The sequence below is a fragment of the Alteromonas sp. W364 genome, from assembly GCF_031846205.1.
GTDB classification, from domain to species: domain Bacteria; phylum Pseudomonadota; class Gammaproteobacteria; order Enterobacterales; family Alteromonadaceae; genus Glaciecola; species Glaciecola blandensis.
In genome coordinates, this window is the sequence record NZ_JAVRID010000001.1 from 279,847 (window position 1) to 302,217 (window position 22,371).

General features: G+C 42.9%; 18 protein-coding genes. 6 read left to right on the forward strand and 12 right to left on the reverse strand.

Annotation, left to right across the window (positions count from 1 at the left end):
• Positions 1–82 precede the first annotated feature (82 nt).
• A complete protein-coding gene (locus RM556_RS01190) occupies positions 83–1,750 on the forward strand; it encodes an aminotransferase class V-fold PLP-dependent enzyme (RefSeq protein ID WP_311373657.1) in 1,668 nt (555 codons plus the stop codon).
• Positions 1,751–1,797: 47 nt separating this feature from the next.
• Here the strand turns inward: RM556_RS01190 and RM556_RS01195 are convergent, their stop codons facing one another.
• Both RM556_RS01195 and RM556_RS01200 read right to left on the reverse strand, forming a co-directional pair.
• A complete protein-coding gene (locus RM556_RS01195; RefSeq protein WP_311360710.1) occupies positions 1,798–3,093 on the reverse strand; it encodes a glycosyltransferase in 1,296 nt (431 codons plus the stop codon).
• Between the two features lie 96 nt (positions 3,094–3,189).
• On the reverse strand, positions 3,190–4,446 hold the full coding sequence (locus RM556_RS01200) for a GGDEF domain-containing protein (RefSeq protein WP_311360123.1): 1,257 nt from the start codon (positions 4,444–4,446) through the stop codon (positions 3,190–3,192).
• 414 nt (positions 4,447–4,860) lie between these two features.
• On the opposite strand from RM556_RS01200, the gene RM556_RS01205 reads away from it, so the two are divergent.
• A complete protein-coding gene (locus tag RM556_RS01205; protein ID WP_311360124.1) occupies positions 4,861–5,706 on the forward strand; it encodes an HDOD domain-containing protein in 846 nt (281 codons plus the stop codon).
• A 13-nt stretch (positions 5,707–5,719) separates the two neighbouring features.
• Here the strand turns inward: RM556_RS01205 and RM556_RS01210 are convergent, their stop codons facing one another.
• Entirely contained in the window at positions 5,720–6,523 is an 804-nt protein-coding gene (locus RM556_RS01210) for a thioesterase family protein (RefSeq protein ID WP_311360125.1), read from the reverse strand.
• Positions 6,524–6,700: 177 nt separating this feature from the next.
• Here RM556_RS01210 and RM556_RS01215 point away from each other — a divergent pair, with 177 nt between their 5' ends.
• Positions 6,701–8,029, forward strand: coding sequence for an MFS transporter (locus RM556_RS01215; protein ID WP_311373658.1), 1,329 nt, complete (start codon positions 6,701–6,703; stop codon positions 8,027–8,029).
• Here RM556_RS01215 and RM556_RS01220 read toward each other — a convergent pair.
• Entirely contained in the window at positions 8,021–9,181 is a 1,161-nt protein-coding gene (locus RM556_RS01220; RefSeq protein WP_311360127.1) for an alkane 1-monooxygenase, read from the reverse strand. The genes RM556_RS01215 and RM556_RS01220 overlap by 9 nt on opposite strands.
• A 148-nt stretch (positions 9,182–9,329) precedes the next feature.
• Between RM556_RS01220 and RM556_RS01225 the strand changes: the two genes are divergently transcribed.
• Both RM556_RS01225 and RM556_RS01230 read left to right on the forward strand, forming a co-directional pair.
• Positions 9,330–10,361 (forward strand): AraC family transcriptional regulator ligand-binding domain-containing protein, encoded by a 1,032-nt coding sequence (locus RM556_RS01225; protein WP_311360128.1) that lies wholly within the window; start codon positions 9,330–9,332, stop codon positions 10,359–10,361.
• Positions 10,361–11,227, forward strand: coding sequence for an alpha/beta hydrolase (locus RM556_RS01230; RefSeq protein WP_311373659.1), 867 nt, complete (start codon positions 10,361–10,363; stop codon positions 11,225–11,227). Before RM556_RS01225 ends, RM556_RS01230 begins: the two co-directional genes overlap by 1 nt.
• Here the strand turns inward: RM556_RS01230 and glgC are convergent.
• Both glgC and RM556_RS01240 read right to left on the reverse strand, forming a co-directional pair.
• Entirely contained in the window at positions 11,198–12,451 is a 1,254-nt protein-coding gene (gene glgC / locus RM556_RS01235; RefSeq protein WP_311360130.1) for a glucose-1-phosphate adenylyltransferase, read from the reverse strand. The two genes, RM556_RS01230 and glgC, sit on opposite strands and share 30 nt — an antisense overlap.
• Before the next feature lie 106 nt (positions 12,452–12,557).
• A complete protein-coding gene (locus tag RM556_RS01240; RefSeq protein WP_311360131.1) occupies positions 12,558–13,445 on the reverse strand; it encodes a mechanosensitive ion channel family protein in 888 nt (295 codons plus the stop codon).
• A gap of 332 nt (positions 13,446–13,777) precedes the next feature.
• On the opposite strand from RM556_RS01240, the gene RM556_RS01245 reads away from it, so the two are divergent.
• Complete coding sequence (locus RM556_RS01245; RefSeq protein WP_311360132.1) at positions 13,778–15,025, forward strand: MFS transporter permease; 1,248 nt, start codon at positions 13,778–13,780, stop codon at positions 15,023–15,025.
• Between the two features lie 15 nt (positions 15,026–15,040).
• Here the strand turns inward: RM556_RS01245 and RM556_RS01250 are convergent, their stop codons facing one another.
• From RM556_RS01250 to RM556_RS01275, 6 genes are all read right to left on the reverse strand, one after another.
• Positions 15,041–15,946: a hydroxymethylglutaryl-CoA lyase gene (locus RM556_RS01250; RefSeq protein ID WP_311373660.1), complete on the reverse strand. Its 906-nt coding sequence runs from the start codon at positions 15,944–15,946 to the stop codon at positions 15,041–15,043.
• 25 nt (positions 15,947–15,971) lie between these two features.
• Positions 15,972–17,984: an acetyl/propionyl/methylcrotonyl-CoA carboxylase subunit alpha gene (locus RM556_RS01255; RefSeq protein WP_311373661.1), complete on the reverse strand. Its 2,013-nt coding sequence runs from the start codon at positions 17,982–17,984 to the stop codon at positions 15,972–15,974.
• Positions 17,985–17,996: 12 nt separating this feature from the next.
• Positions 17,997–18,791 (reverse strand): enoyl-CoA hydratase/isomerase family protein, encoded by a 795-nt coding sequence (locus RM556_RS01260; RefSeq protein ID WP_311360135.1) that lies wholly within the window; start codon positions 18,789–18,791, stop codon positions 17,997–17,999.
• Between the two features lie 47 nt (positions 18,792–18,838).
• A complete protein-coding gene (locus RM556_RS01265; protein WP_311373662.1) occupies positions 18,839–20,446 on the reverse strand; it encodes a carboxyl transferase domain-containing protein in 1,608 nt (535 codons plus the stop codon).
• A gap of 125 nt (positions 20,447–20,571) precedes the next feature.
• Positions 20,572–21,741, reverse strand: coding sequence for an isovaleryl-CoA dehydrogenase (locus RM556_RS01270; protein WP_311360137.1), 1,170 nt, complete (start codon positions 21,739–21,741; stop codon positions 20,572–20,574).
• Positions 21,738–22,136, reverse strand: coding sequence for a MerR family DNA-binding transcriptional regulator (locus RM556_RS01275; protein ID WP_311373663.1), 399 nt, complete (start codon positions 22,134–22,136; stop codon positions 21,738–21,740). Before RM556_RS01275 ends, RM556_RS01270 begins: the two co-directional genes overlap by 4 nt.
• Positions 22,137–22,371: the final 235 nt, after the last annotated feature.

The window sequence follows — 22,371 nt, forward strand, 5'->3', positions numbered from 1 at the left end:
AAGAGTGAGTGTATATGATACATAATATGGGCCCTGACTTTTAGTCAAGCTGGCTATTTTTATTTTCAGATATCGAGGCAAAGTGAACTTTAAACCACAATTTCCATTCTTCACTGCACGACCAGAACAAGTGTATTTAGACAGCGCTGCTAGCACACAGCGGCTAGGTGCTGTGCTGAAGGCCAGTGAGTCGTATTACGTAAATTATAATGCAAGTGTGCATCGCAGCGCCTACGAAATAGCAAACGAAGCTACTCAAGCATATGAATGCTCTCGAACGGCTCTGCAGAAACTGATTAATGCTAGTTCGCCTTCCGAAATCGTTTTTACCAGTGGTGCGACAGAAAGCCTCAACCTGATAGCACAGGGCTTACATGCCAACATGCTGAGTGGGAGAAAAATCTTAATTATGACGAGTGAGCATCATGCGAATATCCTCCCATGGCAAATGCTCGCGAGACAATTGGGTTTGGAGATTGAAACGCTCCCTTTAGGAAGCGAAGGGCAGTTTGATAAACGCGAATTCCAGGCATTATGTTCAAAACTGACTCAAGATGTTGCTCTATTAGCGATTGCTCATGTGTCTAATGCCCTAGGGAATATTTACCCTTTAGAGTCTATCTTGAAGATAGCCCGGCAGCATAATATTCTCAGTGTGATTGATGGTACTCAAGCGCTAGCGCATGTTCCGGTTGATGTGCAAAAGCTTGACTGTGATTTTTATGTAGCCAGTGCACATAAAATGTACGGACCAACTGGCATTGGCATGCTTTTTGGCAAATATGACAACTTACTGGCTTTGTTACCAAGCAAGCTGGGCGGTGAAATGCTGAGCGATGCAAGTTTTGATAGTTTCGAATGCGCGCCCCCACCGCTGAAATTTGAAGCTGGTACGCCTAATATTTCTGGGGTGATTGGTTTTGCTACTGCGGCCCATTTTGTCCATCAACATTTGGCAGAAATTCAGGTACACGAAAATACCTTGAAAGCGTTTTTGTTGAGCTCTCTTTTGGATATCTCTGACATTAAAGTTTGGGGTAACCATGCGCAACCTGAAACAAGAGACAACAGTATTGCCACTGTCTCTATCAGCTTCCATCAGCTGAATGTCAATGATGTTGCTCAATACTTATTTCAATCGAATATTGCGGTTAGGATTGGTCATCACTGTGCCATGCCATTGATGAAAGTACTGGGTATCGGGGGAACCTTAAGGATTTCTCTCGGGTGCTACACCAGCAAAGAAGAGATTTCCTTTTTCATGAAACACTTACAAGCGGCTATATCAGCGTTAAAGCAAGATATGTCGAGTAGCGTAAGTAAAGACAGTGAGATAATTGAGTCAAGGGAGGGGATTGATTCAACAAGTTTAGCACTCCCAATTGCGAGTAAGATAGCAGCTAGCAAAGGGTGGGATAATCAGTATCGCCAGCTTTTGTTAGCAAGCAAAAAGTTAAACACACTGGTTGTGGAAGAACGCACAGAGGCAACTTTATTGAAAGGTTGTGAATCTGATGTTTGGATGGCTAATATATCAGGTGAGTTACACGGGTACTCTGAGAGCAAAGTGATCCGTGGTATTCTTTCACTTCTGCTAGAAAAAGCGAATTCGCTTGGGCAAGAGGCTAGCTCATTTGATTATTTTACTTATCTTGAGGCTTTGCACCTCACTCAATACTTTAGCCAAGGTAGAAGAGATGGTGTCGGTCACGTAATAGAAAGAATTAAGCGACTACTGAAAACGGCATAGCCATTGTTAATGCTGAGTCAGCTAACCACCAAAAACCCAAGATAACGTTACTTCAGTTTTGATTTGGCTTCTATCCATTGACTCATGTATTTCGTTGAACTTGTTGTATGGTGTTGAAGAATTTGCCCAAAAAAGTGCTTATTTCGATGTTGATTTAGGTTCGCATAGACTTTTTGTAACTTCTCTAATAGCCCATGTGATTGCGTTTCATAGTCAAATAGGGCATTGATATGCTGCGCACAGCCTTGGCTTGCCTCAAGCCAGCGCGCCTCATTCTGATATAACGCTATCGCTTCCTTGATGAAGTTATCAGTATTTTCACTGATATCGCTTATGGCGCCAGGCCAAGATGGTAAACCTACCGTGTGGTCTGTTGCTGCATCTGTCGCTACATCTGTCGTTACAATCAGGCCCTCGCTACCAATTGGGCTAGTGACACTGGGTGTGTTACAACGCATTGCGTCCACCAGCTTTCCCTTAATGCCTGCACCGAAGTTTATTGGAGCAAGTAATACACGAGATGAGCCAATGGCTTGTTCAGCGTCTTCAATATAACCATGCACCAAAAAGCCAAGTTTCTTATTCTCTAGTTGTTTAGCTTTAGGAGGTAAATAGGCACCATAAACATGACATTTCGCATCAGGAAGGTGCTTCTTTATAGTTGGCCAAATTTTGCTGCGCAGTGTCAGTACTGCATCCCAGTTAGGCGCATGTCGAAAGTTTCCAATCGTGATGAAGTCTCGTCGCTCTGAATAGAGGGGATCTTTTTGTGCATCCTTATTGGGGAGTAAAAAGCGACAGTGGTGAAGAAGGTCAGACGATATTCCGAAGTGTTCCACCAATAAGTTAGTTTCAAAATCCGATAATAAAATACTGATGTCGCACCGCCATATTGAGGCTAACTCTCGTTTGCAGGTATCTGAATAGAGGTAGGGCTCTACACTAGCAAAGTGGTTTGGATTGACTTGGTTTTTATACGCCTCATGTCTGGCATAACGCAAAAAATGTAAATCTTCACAATCCAAGACTTTTAGGCAATTTGGCGCAGCTTCTGCGACTCGCCAAGAAAACTGCTCTTCACTAATGTAACGGTCAAAAATAGCAATGTTCGGCTGATACTCACGAACGAATTCGTCAAAACTACTATCATTCAACAACACACTGCGTTGTTCATCAACAAGGCAATCTAGCGGTGTTGAGCGTTCAGACTTTTCAGATGCGCTGACAAAACATACCTCGTGTCCTTGCTGCTTGAACAATTCGATATAGCTTAAGATATTTTGGCTCGCTGCGGAGGAACGAGCCTCTGGCCATACAAGGCCAATAAATAGGACTTTTAACACTGACAATGATTGTGCCGATTAAGAATAATGTTTGGGGATTATAACGTGAAAATAAGCTTAACTGATACATTGTTAAGCTTTGTTGCGATTTTGGGCTTACGCCGTTCTTACACAGTTTCGCCCCGCCTTTTTTGCTTTATATAAGGCATTATCAGCGCGTTTTAAGGTTGGTTTGAAATCTTTGCTACCAGACAATGATTCAGCAATACCAAAGCTACATGTTACTTTCACTATCTCTTGGCGTAAGGGGCTTTGTCTTCGATTCCGCGATTGCGAGGCTGACTTTTGACTGCGCTTCTGAACCCTGATTGCCATTGGGTAGCTTTCAATTTCAACTCTTAGATCTTCGATCGTTTCACGCACATCATCAATATATTTACCGTCAAATACAAGTGTGAATTCCTCGCCACCATAGCGAAACGCTCTAGCACCGTTTCTCGTTTTTGCGATCTTGCTTGCTACCAGTTTGAGAACGTCGTCACCGGAATCATGCCCATATTTATCGTTGAAACGTTTAAAATGATCGACGTCTATCATCACAACAGTAAAGTGGCGGCTTAACTCATCAGCATATTGTGTCATAGAACGACGTGCTGGAATACTGGTCAATTCGTCGTTAAATGCCATGTTTCGACTATTCATGATTGCTGAATACAAGCACAACAAACTCGCTAAACATGCTAGTAAGACAATGGATACAGGGGACGGTTTAGCAATGACATAACCCGCCATAACCGCAATTGCTAGCAAATAGAGGTTTTTATGCGAACCCAAAACGATAACTAACATCGCGACCATTGTTATACAGATTAAAGCAAATTCTAATGGGGTAAACCAAAACGTCTCGAAAGGGTTGTGCATCGCTATACTACTGAATACCTTTGTTGACACCTCGATCACGATTGGCTCAGCTTTTGAAATGACGATGCTAAAAAAGACCCAAGCAATTAAGCTACCTAACAAATATAAGAAGCTTTTTATCAATCTATGGGCTGGGATTGTAATGAGCCCAAAAATCGGAAGTAGGACGATAAACGACATTAAGAGATGTTCGGTTTGTAGCTTGAGCATCAATGGCGCATTTGCGAGTGCTTGTTGTTCACTAAAATACGGCAAGATATAAAAGTGCGCGATTGTACTTAGCGCGATGATGCTGGCAACGTACATTGTAAGTGCCTGGCGCAGAGCTAAAGTGAAAATGACAACAACGAAAAGAATGATAGAAATGAAGGGGACTAAATTACTTAAGGGAGACGCTACTTGGTCGTGCCAGCGTTGTTCAACAAAAAACATAGTTGCAAGGCAACTAAGGCAAACAAATAGCATGGAAATAATTGAATTTCTGGCAGTCATGGCGAGTTCTTTGTTAAGATTTGTAATACAAGGTCAATTTCACCTCACTTTGATACACGGGCGTGATATTGCCATTTGTATTCGTATATTTCATTCTCTGTATTAAAACCGTTGTCGCGATCTTTATACCTTCTAGCTCAAATTTTGGCTAAATTGTTATGGCAACGTATGTTAGGTAATTTTTTGGTTTTCCGCAATCGGCGCTCATTGGTTGTTTTTACTACATAAGTTGTAAAAAATGACGAAACCAGGCTTAATTCACTGAAATAGTCCTAAATGTCTTGAACTTTCATTTCAAGTCGTGTTAAAAATTTGTGGTAGGGTTAACGTGTTTTTGAAAACAAGCGCTCAGAGGCAGGGTATTTTTGCTGATTCGCCAATGATTTGAAAAAACACAGACTGTCTAGGGAATAAATGAACGCGATAGATTACGCTAAAAAGGTATCAGACTTGTTTGCAGTGCCCAAGACGGCCATGCGAGTAAAGACCCTGATCGAGGACGAGACAACCGATGCCGCAAGCATTGCCGCATTGGTGCAGACTGACCCTGGCCTAGCAGCACATATTCTTAGAATTGCAAACAGTGCTATCTACCGTTTTCCCCGTAAAATTGAACAACTTCAACGAGCTGTCCAAGTCATCGGCACCTCAGCCGTTTATGATTACGCTTTAGTATTTGGTATTTCCAATGCCTTTAGTAATGAGCAGAGCGAATTTGTTGACCTCGATAAATTTTGGGAGCAAAGCGTAAGTTGTGCACTATTAGCAAAGCATTTCGGTTCACTCAATGGGATCAGAGATGCAGATAGGCTTTTCGTGAGTGGACTCCTACACAACATAGGTGAGTTAGTTGTGCTAAAAGTTAACCCGAATTTAGCTAAAGATTGTGGTCGATTTGATTCTCGTCTATTACCTCGCGATTGTCAGCAAGATATTATGGGTTTTACCTTCGCCGAGATTTCGGCAGCCTTATCGCAACACTGGATGTTGCCGGATTCAATAGTATCAACGATAGCGATGCAGCATCACGACGACTCAGCAGCGGACATCTTAGAAGTTCAGATCATGCAATTAGCCTACGATTTGTCAGTGATTAATACCTTCGGTCACCATTATAGCGTTCAAACCCATTTACCAGAATTTCTGTTTAAATCGCTTAACTTGAGTGAGGAAGATATTGAAGAGGCGCTAGACATGACAAACTATCAGGTTGAACAGATTATTCATCTATTCAATCCTGACGTCTTTAAAGTGGCTTAAGCTACTCGCAAGCTTAATCGAAAATAGCCACAGTTTGTCTTGATATGGCAATCAATACGCCATGTGAATCCCAAATGTTAGCCTCAGTATGCCCATAACCTCCGGCAGCTTGACGTGTTTCGGCCTGATACGCAAACCAATCTGTTGGCTTTAACTCACGATGAGGATGGATAAATTCTACATTCCAACTCACTGTACTTGCAGGCGCTGGCCATTTTAACATTTGTAATAGTGTCGGAGGCCAAGCATCGATAATACTGATAATATGTGCGTCTGTTACCTTGCCGCGTATTTCTTTAAATCTCATCCAACCATGATAATGCGACGTTTTTCTTCCAGTAAAAGGTATCCCTCCGCTTTGAATCGACAAGTCAATGTTGCGTAGAAATTTGGGCGTTACTTTCGGGATCGGAGGAATGAAGTTACCTTTTTTAGGCGCCAACATGTTGTGTTTCTCTTGATTGTCTACACGAATTTTCGACTCTCGACTAGTACCAAAGCATATTTGAGATACAACACAGGTCTTGCCATTTTGAATCGCTCTGACCATTACTTGGCTAACATTTTTACCTTCTCTGACTATTTCAACATCGATAGAGAACGGTGTCTCTGCCATTAGTGGGCCTACAAAGTTGGTCGAATTAGAGCGCATTACTCTTGCTTCATCAACGTAAGGCCTTGCAGCTGCGTAAAGCATACCTGCGGAAAGGCCACCATAAACAGTTCTGCCTTGGCTCCAGCTAGAAGGCACTACAAAACTCATGTTTGGCGTTTCTTTTTGACTAGCGCTTTGCGCCAGTAAATCATCTATGTTCATGTAGGATAATTTCCACGGTGTTATATAACTGGTCGGACTTCTTATTGTATATAAGGATGATAGTCATGCAAGTACGTTCCACCTATTTTTGGTGATGTTCACAAATAATTAACATTTACTGGTATATTAAACTTAGCTACTCCACTATTAGATCATGCAAATCAACGGAGAATGATTTTGGCAAATGCCGACCTACCTTCAGAAAAGCTAAACTCAACAGAAGTTAAGCAAGCAAATAATGCCTACCGCACTTATGTGTTGATAATATTAACGATTGTCTATGCGTTTAATTTTATTGACCGTCAAATTATCGGTATTCTATCTCCATTTATAAAAGCTGATCTTGGCCTTGATGATGCGCAATTAGGTTGGTTAAAAGGTTTCGCCTTTGCCCTGCTATATACGGTTGTCGGTATTCCAATCGCTTGGTTAGCAGACCGCTATAATAGAGTCAATATCATAGGCGTTTCACTCACATTATGGAGTGGATTTACAGCCTTGTCAGGCTTTGCTAGTAACTTTTGGCAACTCGCCATTCTCAGAGTTGGTGTAGGCATCGGCGAAGCCGGTGGTAGTCCACCAAGTCACTCTATTTTATCTGATCTCTACGATAAAACTGAAAGAGCAAAAGCACTGGCTGTTTATTCGCTTGGGATACCGTTTGGCATTATGGCGGCTTATTTTGCTGCCGCATTTTTTTTAGATGGCGGTTCAGTAGATTGGCGCACTGTGATGATTGCTGTTGGCGTGCCTGGAGTTATCTTAGCTTTGCTACTCAAGCTGACGGTAAAAGAGCCGACAAGAGCCACAGTCAGTCATGGTCCAAAGCAAATGGGGTTTGTGGTTTCAGTAAAACGACTTCTTAAAATTCCAACGTGGTGGGGTATGTGTCTTGGTATTTCTTTTGGATCTTTTGGTAACTATGCGATTTCGACTTGGATAATCGACTTTTATTTTAGAGTTCATTCCGACATGCCCATACAGCAGTTGCTCATTGTATTTGGTATCGTAAATGGGACTGCTTATGCTGCTGGTGTTTGGCTTGGTGGCGTAATTGCAGATAAATGGGGGAGAACCACGAAACGCGCGTATGCCTTACTACCGACTTATGCAATGTTGATTGGTGTGCCATGCTTCTTTGTATCGCTGCATGTGGGTGATGTATGGCTATCTTTAGGATTAATGACGATATTACTATTTAGTAGTGGAATGTATCTTGGCCCTTGTTTTGCAATTGCTCAAACGCTAGCGCCAGTGAATGCAAGGGCAATGTCGACAGCACTATTTTTCTTTGTGCTTAACATCATAGCGTTAGGTGGAGGCCCTACTATTGTCGGGTTACTCAGTGAGTATTTAACAAGCTCATTGGGTGAAGCTGAAGCATTGCGAATGTCACTCAGTTGGTTACTCTTACCCTATATATTATCGATTATTACTTTCTATTGGGCTTCTACCAAAATTGAACATGACTGGGTAGAAGCCGAGAGAATGCAAGCACTAGATTAATCGGCGACGCTGGGCCTTAGCACTGATGCGTTCGGTCTTTTGTTGGGCCAAAATGGCTAATTCTTGTTCGTTGGCCATTGTTTCGTCCCAATGCTGAAGTTTAGAAGCCATAAGACGATACCAGAGTGGTGGTATTAGCACGAGAAGCATCGTTGAGATATAGCCACCGATCATAATGGGTGCATCAGGCATTGCTTCAAGCTTTTCAAATGGTACTGCACCTCGGGCATGGTGATGGCTGTGACGCGGCAAGTTGAACATGGCCCAACAGCTAATTTTTCGGTTGTTATTCCATGAATGACGAGGCTCTACTCGCTGGCGTGGATGGCGCACTAAACCGTAATGTTCCATATAGTTGACTATTTCTAATATCACTTTTGCGGCGATACCGACACCGGAAACAAACAACAAGCCTTGCCAACCGGCTAATATGGTCGCTAAGACCAGCCATGCGACAGTCATTAACCAACCCGTTATGTATTGGTTTTGCAAGCTTAGCACAGGGAGCTTCTTGCGTTGAAGTCGCTTCTTTTCTATTTCCCAGGCTGCTTTGCTTGTCCCATAAATCGCTAAAGGGACCTGTATATAAACTGAGCGGCCTCGGGGCGCAGTGACCGGGTCCTTTTCTGTTGCTACGTGAACGTGATGGTTAAACACATGCTCGATTGAAAAACTGGCATCAAAACTAAGAGACATTAACCATCTACCGGTTGTTACTGCTGTTTTGTTACCCACTCGATGCACTAGCTCATGGCCAACGACAGTCGCTACACCACTGAGCATTAATCCACAAAATACAACGGCAACAGCCAATTCTGCTAAGTTTGTATTTTGCTTAGCAGCCACAAAGTCATACACAAAGTGATCAGAGATCCAATGCATAAACGTCCAATCATACGGAGTGACTATCCAAAGGCACACGCTGAGTAAGAGGATTGTCGTGGGGACAGAGGCATATAGCATAGCGTCTAAGAACATTTTGTTATTCAGTTTGGGTTGGCTCATATCTTCGCCAAAAAATGCGTCACCAATCACATAGAAGGCAACGAATACAGCAAAACCCACTAATATCCAATGTTGACCTAGCAAAACAGTAGAAATGCCTAAAAGTGTGGATATAAAATAATTTGCAAACTTCAGATAGTGAAACATCAAGATTCTCCTTTTTGATACTGCTGATAGTACAGACCTGAAGTCAAGAAATAGTAGCAAGGAGTGACATAAAACAGTCATTTGTTGCCATGGTGCTAATTTTAACGTAGCGTAGTCGTCACGCAGAAAGCTTATTAGTGCGAAACGGATGATGAAACAAAATATCAGTTTACCTACATATTACTTCGGTCACGTGATCAGCGTATTGAAGTCGCTAGGTGTGCAAGTTGACACTTGGTTAGCATCTGAAGGCTTAGATTTGGGGCAGTTGATTGCATTGGATGCGCGGGTGAGTGTTGAGCAATTTGATGCTTTGATGCAGAAAATAATTGAGACGAATGGATTCAACGACTTTGGTATACGGGTGGGCAAACGCTTGGAAATTGCTCATCATGGTGATTTCGGTTTAGCGGCTCTCAATTGTGCTAATTTGACAGAAGTACTCAACTTCCACCGTCGTTTTTTGGGGATTCGAGTGCCTTTTGTCTCTGTTGATTATACGGTAGTGAATAAGAACGTGGTGTTGACCTTGAAGGATGAGCATTGGCAAGGAAGTTTGCATCGTTCGATCATTGAAGCTGTTATGATTGCGATAGTGAACATGCTGCATTCATTGGATTTTCAAGATGGGAGTGAACTCGTGGTAGAAGATGCCCATTTTGATTACCCAGCACCGGAATACCAAATAAAATATCAAGCGATGAAAGCGCAAAATTTATATTTCGAGCAGGCGGTATCCAGTATAACTTTTTCAAGTGTATACTTGAGTAAAGCGCTAAGTAATGTGGATGAATTTAGCTTTCAAAGAGCTGTTGCTCGTTGCGAAAGTGAATTGGCGTTATATCAGCAACAGAACTTAACAATGAAAGACCGCGTACTTAAATTGTTGAGAGAAGAAGAGGGTTGCCATTTAAGTTTAGAGGATGTTGCCTCGCGTTTGTTTATCAGTAAGCGTACGTTACATCGAAATTTAGAACTCGAATCATGTAGTTTCAAAGATCTATTGCAAGGGGCGAGGGCAGAGCAATCGAAACGCTTATTATCAAATGCATACTCGGTCGCTCAAACTGCAGAATATCTGGGTTATTCTGACAGTGCCAACTTCAGAAGGGCGTTTAAGTCTTGGTATGGAATTTCGCCCAAACAATGGGTGAAACAACACTCTCAAAAGGGAAGATAATGCAGGAACCAAAAAGAGTTAACATGTCTGGTGAAGCAAAATGTCTCGTGCACTTTGCACATGCAAATGGCTTTCCAGCACAAAGTTACCGAAAGCTATTTGACCATGTAGACGAGTCATGTGAATTAATCGCTTTAGACAAATTCGCGCACAACCCAGATTTCCCATTGAATAATAACTGGCAAAACCAAGTTGACGAACTCGTTCATTTTATAAAAAGTGAACAAACGCAACGCTCAAAAAATGGCAAGCCTGAATTACCCGTCGTTCTGATTGGGCATTCTTTTGGCGCAGTTATTTCTTTCTTGGCTGCTTGTAAATATCCAAATATGTTTGCAGGCTTAATTATGTTAGATCCGCCCTTAGTCACAGGTGTGGCAAGCTGGGTGTTTAAGTTCGCCAAGCGAGGAAAGTTAATTGATAAAATTACGCCAGCAGGTAAGACAAAAATTAGAAATACTAAATGGCATCATAAAACGGACCTAGTCGCTTATTTTCATGAGCGTGCTCTATTTAGAAATATGGATAAAGAGTGCATTGCCGATTACGTCGAAGCCGTAACCCGAATGGATGGAGAATATCGTCACCTGCATTTCGATGTGAATATCGAGACAAATATTTTTCGCACATTACCTGACAACTTAAGCGCGCAAAATGGCAAATTAACTGTGCCAAGCTACTTGCTCACAGGGAAGTACACAGAAGTATGTATCCCACGATTAAGAAGTCCATTTATCCGCGGCAACAAGCAATATATTCAGCATATTGAGCTGCCGTTTGGCGGACACATGTTCCCGTTGGAGAGACCGACCGAAGTCGCCACTAAGCTGAATGAACTAATCGCCCAATTCAGTTTTAGTGACTAATACCACGCCATTTTCAGAGACTCTAAAACCACGAGCGCGATCTTCGTCGTGGTTGTGACCGATGACTGTATTGTCTGGAATAACACAACCACGGTCGATAATGGCTTTACGAATCTTACAATCTGTACCAATAGTCACACCCGGTAAAATCACGCTTTGATCAACAGTACTGCCGGATTTGACTCTGACGTTGCTAAAACACACGGTTTTCACCAAGGTGGAACCAGACACAATACAGCCACCAGATACAACGGAATTCAAGGCTTCGCCACGGTTGGTTTCACTTTCCATGACAAACTTCGCAGGGGGTAATTGTTCCTGATAAGTCCAAATTGGCCACTCTTTATCGTATATATTTAGCGCGGGCACAGGAGCCACTAATTCCATATTGGCCTCCCAATATGAGTCCAGTGTTCCTACATCACGCCAGTAAGAATCATTTTTACTACTTTTAGAGAACTCGAAGGCATAGACGTCATGTTTATCAATGAGTGCTGGAATGATGTCTTTACCAAAGTCACGTTCAGACCCTTTCGTTTGACTATCACGCTCTAATTGTTCAAATAAGAAATCAGTATCAAAAACGTAATTCCCCATTGAAGCAAGGCAGTGCGACTCATTGCCGGCGAGAGGCGTCGGTTCTGAGGGCTTCTCATGAAAATCGACTATTTTGTTGTTTTCATCAATTGATATGACACCAAACGCATTTCGAGCTTGTTCGATTGGTACCGCAATGGTACTCACCGTCATTTTAGCGCCGGACTCAACGTGTTGAGCAAGAATGTGTCCATAGTCTTGACGATAAATATGGTCGCCGGACAACACCATAACGTACTTTGGTAATTCATCGCGGATAATATCAATGTTCTGGTATACCGCATCAGCCGTGCCTTGATACCATTCTTCTGAAAAGCGTTGTGAAGCGGGTAGTATTTCTACTGATTCACCGAGTTCTTTCTTAAAGTGGCCCCAGCCTCTAACTAAGTGACGAATCAATGAGTGCGACTTATATTGGGTGAGTACGCCAATGTTTCGAATACCAGAGTTCACGCAATTAGAGAGTGGAAAATCGATGATGCGGAATTTGCCGCCGAAGTAAAGTGCAGGCTTCGCTCGCCAGTTTGTTAATTCATGAAGGCGGGACCCTCGACCGCCAGCTAAAACCAGTGCATAAGTATCTTTAGTGAGGTTACTAATATAGCGTACGTTGTTAGCTTTTGGCATAGGGCAATCCTTTACTATTTTTCGTTCGTTTTATTTAGTGTACTCTATTTTGTTCTTTTGTATATCCCTGAAAGCAATCAACTTTGTAACGCCATATTCGACTATTTTAAGCATCGTTTTCAGCGGTATTAAAGATATCTATTTTTTTGACTGCTTCCTCATTCTTGAGCGCTTTATGCCATATCTCAAAAAACTCTTTAGTAATCGCCTGCTGAATCGCTAAGTTTTGCTCTACAGGACAAAACAAATCTACTGTGATACAAATCTTTGCAAATTGGTTGGTGTGGATATGAAAGTGGGGTTTGACACTGATGAATTCAATGTCCATTCGCTTTTCGATAACACTCTTATACCGTTCCGCAACATCAACAAAATCTGCACAATACTCTTCCGCTCTTTTTTCCAAGTGCTCAACAATAGGAACAACATCAATTAAGGGCTCACAAGTTAAGGTGAATTGATTCATGCAATAACGACGCAAGAAATTAAGGTTTTTAACGGTTTTTAATAGCAACTGATTGTTAGGAATAAAAAGGTGCTTTCCGGTATAGCTGTTTGAATGAAGATCAACTTCGAGCAAGGTGATTTTTGCCCAGTCTGAAGCCATTACTTCACCCACGCCTTCTTGAACTTGAATCCAATCACCAATGCGAAAAGGACGGGCACTTAGGTAATAAAAGTAGCCAATAAAACATTGAATATATTCTTTGGTCGCAAATACGATTGCAAACATAAAAGCGGCGATAGATAAGGCGAACTGTTGTATTTCTCCCGACCAAAAGATAATAATAAAAAACACTAAACTGATGTTTAGCGAATTGTTTAAGGTATTGACCTGCGAGCGGTAATTTTTATTGAGTTTTTTACCGCGGTCCACAAGTACACGCTTCAACAGTGATTTGGTTATTCCTACCAATATTATCAGGCACACACTAATGATAGATTTTTGTAAGTTTGAATCTTGTAGATAGTTGAAGTACTGATCAATTGGCATGTTTACAGCGATAACCTCTAGTAATATTTGTTGTGTTAGATCTTAGCAGATAAGCAAACCCATAGCGAAATTGAAATATGAGAATATACGGGATTTGCCCAAACACTGCTTGATGTAAGCGAATGAATAGTTGAGTTAGGTGTCGGCAAGATATGCCATAGTATGTGCAAGTGCTTAAGTCATCACTAAGTTCCTGAAAAAAATAAAAACTATAATTAATTCAGGACCGTAAGTAATTTATATATAAAATTAAAATAGACACACAGTGTATTAGGAGACTGAGTATCGCGCAAGCAAATAGTTCGGCCAAACATTCTGAGAATAAAGGGCTTATGCAAGTAAAGTGGCGAATTGTTGCGTCTCTACTGTTAAGTAAACTCGTTGATATATTGCTGTCAGCGAAAACGACCTTACCTACGTTTCTGACAAACTTGGGTGCGCCGTCATGGATGCTAGGCCTTCTCGTCCCGATAAGAGAGTCAGGAGCATTATTGCCGCAAGGATTGTTTAGCCAATATCTGAGTTCTCGAGCGAAGCGACATCGACTTTGGTTGGGTAGCATGATGATGCAAACCTTGTTCATTTTGCTAATGATCGTTGGCCCAATGCTCGGTCAACAGAGCGAGGGTGCACTATCTAATACGACTATCTTGGGAGCAATAGTGTTGGCCTGTTTGGCCGGTCTGAGCATCAGCCGAGCTCTGACGTCATTAACGATGAAAGATATTCAAGGACAGCACATAGATAAGGGGAAGCGAGGAGATTTGGTTGGAATAGCCTCTACACTAGCAGGTTTATTATCCTTAGGGTTTGCTTTCACCAGCCTTTTTTCTCAAAAGCTCAATAATGACATTATATTGAGCATAGGCATCATTAGTATTTTGGCAATGTTATTTGCCACTGCGGTTATGGTGGGCGTGAAGACGACAGTCGAGGTCGATACGTCTGAACAAAATAACAAGCAAGAAGCTGGCTCAAAACCAATCGCATTATTAAAAAGTGTGTGTGAGGCTTTCAAAGGTAGCTTGGGTCGCTTCATTCTTGTGCGTTCTTGTTTCGTGCACACCGCATTATTAGCGCCATTTTTTGTTGTATGGTGCACAAGTCTGAATTTGCAAAGCCAATGGTTGAGCCTTTCTTTGTTTATCGTGGCACAAGCATCCGCAGCCATTTTGTCTTCTTACGCGTGGGGCAGACTCTCTGATAGTAATGCAAAACTGACTATGCAACTGGGTGCTAGCATTGTGCTAACGGTGCTGGTGACCGTGGTCCTGTTGACTTATTTTGAACAGGCAGCGAATATTTCGCCGCACTGGTATGTTCTATTGTATTTTTGCTTGAGTCTTGGTCACGAGGGCGCACGAGCAGGACGAAAGGTCTACGCCTTGGATATAAAGCAGGGCAGTGAGCGAACAAACTTTATTGGTCAAGCCAACTCGGCCATTGGCGTCGTTTTGCTTGCGCTTGGATTATTTTATTCGGCCTTAAGTGTTGCTGGAACCTTTTGGGTATTTACGGTAATGGCTTTGGGTCTTGTTGCAGGCCTATTTGCAAGCCTGCAACTGAAAAAAGAGAAGTAAACTAACGCTTAAAATCTATTGACTGGCCAAGGCCATGCCTACTTTTGCGCCGTTGCTACGTGTCAATTTTGCCGAGATATCTTGCCCCACCTTAAGCAACGCATTTAGGTCAACACCCGTGTCAATTCCCATGTTGTGAAGCATGTAGATTAGGTCTTCAGAGGCGACGTTACCCGATGCGCCATTGGCGTATGGGCAGCCTCCGAGTCCTGCTACTGAGCTATCAAAAATGCGAACACCCATATCCAACGCAGTGAGAGCGTTGGCCAGAGCCTGCCCGTATGTATCGTGAAAGTGTACTGCAACTTTATCTTTTGGGATGCTTGCAAAACATGCTTCTAATAAATGCTTTGTTCTTAAAGGGGTTCCAACACCAATAGTGTCACCTAAAGATATCTCATAACATCCCATGTTCAGTAGTGTCTCACTAACCTTGACAACGTCGGCGACATTTATTTCACCCTCGTAAGGACAGCCAAGCACACAAGACACGTATCCTCGAACTGGAATGCCTTTTCGTTTGGCAGCCTCTAAAACAGGAGTAAAGCGCTCAAGGCTTTCATCAATACTGCAGTTAATATTCTTTTGTGAAAAAGACTCAGAAGCAGCACCAAACACTGCTACTTCTTGAGCATTGGCTGCCATGGCGAGCTCAAAGCCTTTTAGATTAGGAGTAAGCGCGCTATAGGTGCTATCAGGAGCACGGTCAATTCCTTTGAGTACTTCGTCAGAATTAGCCATCTGAGGTACCCAACGAGGTGAGACAAAACTGCCGGCCTCAATGCGCTTAAGACCCGTTTTCGACAGAGCGTCTATGAGTTCGATTTTATCATTAACACTCAAATTTGTTTTTTCGTTCTGAAGACCGTCTCTAGGACCAACTTCGACTACCTGTACTTCACGAGGTAAGGAATCAAACATGTGTAATGTACTCCAATTCTAATAGCTAGGTATCTTGCTCACTGGCTTCCACTTCTAACAGTGCGATGCCGCCACTGACTAAATCACCCGTGTGAAAGAAACACTCTTTTACGGTACCTGCATAAGGTGCTTTAATCGCATGTTCCATTTTCATGGCTTCAACGATAATAAGGACTTGTCCTTTTTCAACCGTATCTCCTGGGCCAACTAACAGATCGACTACTGTCCCATTCATGGGCGCAACCACTGCATTTGTGCCATCGTCGTCGCTTTGCTCACCCAGGTCAATTTGTGCGATATCCGCACTTACTATGCCCATAGGAGTAAACAAACTCAGTTGAGCGCCAACCTGCATACAATGATAGCTTTGCTTCAGGCCGTTTTTGTTTATGTCTAATCTCTGGTCGATAAGACAGCCGCTCACTTCGATGTCGTCGATATTGAGCTTGCTGTCAAACATCAACTTCCAGCGATTTGCTGACAGTTGGATAATGCCGATAGAGTATGACTCTTCTGCGAAGTTAAGCACTAAAGTATCTTGATAAACATGGTTGCTACGATAGTTATCAGCCCTTGACCAAGGATCATTGCTATGGTCGCTCGAGTAAGCGTCCTCATCCTGCTCACTTAGTAAGGCTAACAACGCAAGTTCGGATAAAAATGGCACTTCGTCTATCATCGTCTGAGTGCTGATACTATCTTGATGTCGTTCAATGAAGTCAGTACTCAGCTCTGCTGCTTGAAAAGGACCAGAGCAGGCAATGCGCTTTAAGTAGTCTATATTCGTCACGACACCGCCTATGGCGTAGTCAGCCAAACAAGCAGCCAATCGTGAAAGCGCTTTTTCTCTGTTTTCATCCCAAACAATGAGCTTTGCAATCATTGGGTCGTAATAAATAGAAACTTCATCACCTTGTTCAACGCCTGTATCTACGCGAACGAATCGATTTTCAATGGGGGCTTTTAATAATGACAGCGTGCCGGTTGCGGGTAAGAAGTCATTGTTAGGATCTTCGGCATATACCCTCGCTTCGAAGGAATGTCCTCGCATACTGAGTTCTTCCTGAGTCTTTGGTAAGATTTCATTGTTAGCGACTTTGATTTGCCATTCGACCAGGTCTTCACCGGTAATCATTTCTGTTACGGGGTGCTCTACCTGCAAACGAGTATTCATCTCCATGAAGTAAAAGCTACCGTCTGTATCGAGGAGAAATTCCACTGTACCAGCACCCGCATAATTGATTGCAAATGCGGCTTTGAGTGCGGCATCACCCATGCGCTCTCGCAGGTCTTGCGGCATGTTTGGGGCAGGGGCTTCTTCAATAACTTTTTGATGTCGGCGCTGAATGGAACAGTCTCGTTCAAATAAATACACACCATTTTTGTGGTGATCACAGAAAACTTGGATCTCGACGTGTCTAGGTTCAGTTAAGTACTTTTCAACCAACATTTTGTCGTCATTAAAGCTCGACATTGCCTCGCGTTTTGCTGCAGCTAGCGCATCATCAAACTCCTGCGCAGACCAAACTTGTCGCATTCCCTTACCGCCGCCGCCAGCGGCAGCTTTGAGTAGTACTGGGTAGCCCATATCATTGGCGCTTTTGCGGATAAGCTCTGGGTCTTGGTCGTCGCCATGATAACCAGGCACAAGTGGAACACCTGCTTTTTGCATGATTTGTTTGGCTGCTGATTTAGACCCCATCGCTTCGATAGCTTCTATTGTCGGTCCAATAAATATGACGCCTTGCTTTGCGCATTCTTTCGCAAAGCCTGCGTTTTCTGAAAGAAACCCATAGCCAGGGTGGACGGCGTCAACATTGAGTCTCTTGCAGTGTTCTAAAATTAAGTCGCCCCTCAAATAACTATCTTTTGAAGGTGCAGGGCCAAGACGAACTGCTTCATCAGCCAATTTAACGTGCAAAGCATTTTCGTCAGCATCTGAATAAACTGCAACACTCGTGATGCCCATTTGTTTAGCTGTTTTGATTACGCGGCAGGCAATTTCACCTCTATTCGCAATAAGGATCTTTTTAATCATGTGATTTACCACCTATGCCTTTTTCCAAGTTGGAGCGCGTTTTTCTAGGAATGCCGATAGGCCTTCTTGACCTTCATTGGATACCCGAACATTTGCAATGAGCTCGCTAGTTTGTTCGATTAACTCACTATCAATACTTTGGTAGCTGATTTGATTTACTAGCGCTTTCGCCTTCGAAACTGAATCCGGTCCATTGTTGAGTAGGGCACTTATTAATGACTCAATGGTTGTATCAAGATCGTCTTCGCTGACTGTTTCAGATAGCAATCCAATACGTCTGGCACGGCGAGAAGAAAATACTTCTGCCGTCATAAAATAGCGCTTGGCTAACCTTGGACCGATCGCTTCAATGACGTAAGGGCTAATAGTGGCTGGCACTAAGCCCAGTTTCACTTCGCTTAAACAAAACTTGCTCATTCGCGTGCCTATTGCAATGTCGCAACAGGCGACTAAGCCAACACCGCCACCAAATACAGCGCCTTGCACTCGGGCTATCGTTGGCTTATTCAAATTGAAAAGTGTGCGATACAACTCAGCTAATTGGCCTGCGTCTTGTTTGTTCTCTTCATAAGAGTAAGAGGCCATTTTTCGCATCCAATTCAAGTCTGCGCCAGCACAAAAGGATTTTCCTTTTGCCGCTAGGATGACTGCTCTTACATCACTGTTATTGTTAAGTGTTGTAAATGCTTCAATAAGTTGACTGATGACATGCTCGTCGAAAGCATTATGTAACTCTGGCTTATTTAACGTCACTGTTGCGACGCCGCGGTCATCTATTGTACTAATTACTGCTAATTGTTCTGTCATGTTTGCTCCTTTTAGAGCGAATAAGTATGTGTATCGCTAGGCGATAATTACATTCTGAAAATGCCGAATTTGGTGTCTTCGATCTCTTTATTTTGGCTTGCTGATATTGCAAGGCCCAGCACTCGTCGAGTATCTGCAGGGTCAATAACACCGTCATCCCATAAACGAGCAGAGGCGTAATAAGGGTGACCTTGCTTCTCATAGGTATCTATTACCGGCTTCTTCACGGCTTGGTCCTGCTCTGGTGTCCATTCTTCGCCGGCACGAGTCGCTTGGTCTTTTTTGACTTGAGCTAACACGCCTGCAGCTTGTTCACCACCCATGACCGAAATACGGGCATTTGGCCACATAAATAAAAATCGTGGATCGTAAGCTCGGCCGCACATGCCATAATTTCCTGCACCAAAACTACCGCCGATTAAGACAGTAAATTTAGGTACTTTTGCACAGGCCACTGCGGTAACCATCTTGGCACCATGTTTAGCAATGCCGCCAGATTCGTATTGCTTACCCACCATAAAACCGGTGATGTTTTGTAAAAACACGAGTGGTATCTTGCGTTGACAACACAACTCAATAAAGTGTGCGCCTTTTTGTGCTGACTCAGAGAATAAGATCCCGTTGTTCGCAACGATGCCGACGGTATACCCTTCAATTCGAGCAAATCCACAAATTAATGTCGTGCCATAAAGTGATTTGAACTCATCGAAGTCGCTATCATCCACGATACGAGCAATGATTTCGCGCACATCATAGGGTTGTTTAGTGTCTTTAGGGATAACACCATAAATTTCACTTGTTGGATAAGCTGGCAAGCTCGGCGTATGTTGTAAGGATGTAGCAGGCTTGCTCCTGTTCAAACGGGCAACTGCATCGCGGGCTATCTGAAGTGCATGATGGTCATTATTGGCTAGGTGGTCTACTACGCCAGAGGTTCTGCAATGAACATCACCACCGCCTAATTCTTCAGCGCTGACCACTTCCCCGGTTGCAGCTTGAACTAGCGGAGGACCGCCGAGAAAGATAGTGCCTTGTTCGCGAACGATGATTGATTCATCAGCCATTGCTGGAACATAGGCTCCGCCTGCTGTACACGAACCCATCACGACAGCTATTTGTGGAATATTCATGGCGGAAAGGTTAGCTTGGTTGAAGAAAATACGCCCAAAATGTTCTCTATCTGGGAATACGTCATCTTGACGAGGAAGGTTTGCACCGCCAGAGTCAACTAAGTAAATGCAAGGCAAGTTGTTCTGTTCAGCGATTGTTTGTGCTCGTAAATGCTTTTTCACGGTAAGAGGGTAGTAAGTCCCACCTTTTACGGTAGCGTCGTTTGCCACGATAATACATTCTACGCCTGATACTCTGCCTATCCCAGCTATAACACCAGCGCAAGGCACATAATCATCATAAACTTCCCATGCAGCTAACTGCGAAATCTCTAAAAAAGCGGTGTTTTTGTCAATCAAAGCATTGATACGATCTCTTGGTAGTAATTTTCCGCGATCGGTGTGCCTTGTACGGGCCTTTTCGCCGCCGCCCAGAGAGAGTTGCTGAATGAGTTTTTGCAAGTCATCTACTTGTGCTTGCATGTGCGCTGCGTTGTCAGCAAACTCTTGGCTGTTTGGATTGATTTTAGATACTATTTTTGGCACTGATGCACCTCTTGTTGTCGCTCTGCCTGCATTATATGTAACCAGACGGCTGTGCAAATGACTCAACCGTCTAGTGGTTTGCGCAAACTATTATTTACGCTTCAGTGTGGTTTAGCTTGTTGGTTCTACGCCGACTCATTGAATAATTCACGGCCAATTAACATACGGCGTATCTCACTTGTTCCCGCACCAATTTCATACAGCTTAGCATCACGTAGCAGTCGACCTGTGGGATACTCGTTAATGTAACCGTTGCCGCCAAGCAACTGGATAGCGTCTAAGGCCATTTTGGTTGCCAATTCAGCACTATATAAAATAGCACCAGCCGCATCTTTACGGGTGGTTTCGCCGCGATCACATGATCGTGCAACGGCATAAACATAAGCTCTAGCTGCATTCATTTGAGTATACATATCGGCCACTTTACCTTGAACCAACTGGAACTCTCCGATTGATTGACCAAATTGTTTTCTGTCATGGATATACGGAACGACAACATCCATACAAGCTTGCATAATGCCTAAAGGACCACCTGATAGCACTAAGCGTTCATAGTCTAGGCCACTCATTAAGACTTTTACACCGCCACCAAGTTGACCTACGATATTCTCTTCAGGGATTTCACAATCTTGAAAAACTAATTCACAGGTATTGGAAGAGCGCATACCTAACTTGTCCAGTTTTTGGGCTTGAGTAAAACCGGGGGTTCCTTTTTCAACAATAAACGCAGTGATTCCGCGTGAACCTGCATTTACATCGGTTTTAGCATAGATGATGAATACATGAGCGTCAGGACCATTGGTGATCCACATTTTATTTCCGTTCAATATGAATTTGTCGCCTTTTTTCTCTGCGCGTAATTTCATACTGACCACGTCAGATCCCGCATTCGGCTCGCTCATCGCGAGTGCGCCAATGTATTCACCTGAAACTAACTTTGGTAGATACTTTTCTTTCTGTGCTTGATTACCATTTTTTGCTAATTGGTTTACACACAGATTAGAGTGCGCACCGTAACTTAAGCCAATACCTGCAGATGCTCTTGATATCTCTTCCATAGCGACGGTATGAGCAAGGTAACCCATATCTGAACCACCGAACTCTTCTGTCACTGTGACACCAAGCAAGCCCATATCGCCCAACATAGGCCATAATTGATTTGGGAACATGTTGTCTTCGTCTGCTTTTTCAGCGAGTGGTGCAATTTCGCTTTGGGCAAAATTGTAAACGTGTTCGCGAAGCATATCGATATCTTCGCCAAGACCGAAATTCAAAGTAGGATAGGGTGCGTTCATATTAGTTCACCTTTTTGTAATTCATTTAATTCTTCTTTACAGCGCGACTCAACGTCATCTAATTCATTCATCAACATTTGTATGTCGTTGAGTTGTTGATTCAACACTGCTCGTTTCTGCTCTGTTAGTTCCAACATAGTTTGCAACTGTGCAGCACTATTTGGATTGGTATCGTATAACTCAAACAATGTCTTTATCTCCGCTAGAGAAAAGCCTAGTCGCTTTCCTCGCAGAATCAATTTAAGACGGACTTTATCTTTTAGGTGGTAAATACGACTTTGTCCTTGTCGTTCTGGCACCAATAAGCCTTGTTCTTCATAAAACCGAATAGATCTCGCGGTAATATCAAACAGTTTCGATAGCTCACCGATGGTATATTGTTGGTTTTCCGACATTATTTTCACCTATAAATCAATAAACACCGCAGTGACACATGCTTGTCATTTCTTGTATCTACAATAGAATCAAGCTTCTGGAAGCGCATTCTTTGTTGCATTTATCTTTCATTTAACACAAATTATTTATTTATACATCTACTAGCTTTACGTTTACGTAAAGCTGGGTTAACGTAAAGGTAAAGTAAAGTTTAATGTAGATCAACAAAAAACCATTTAAATTTGGTCTACCACC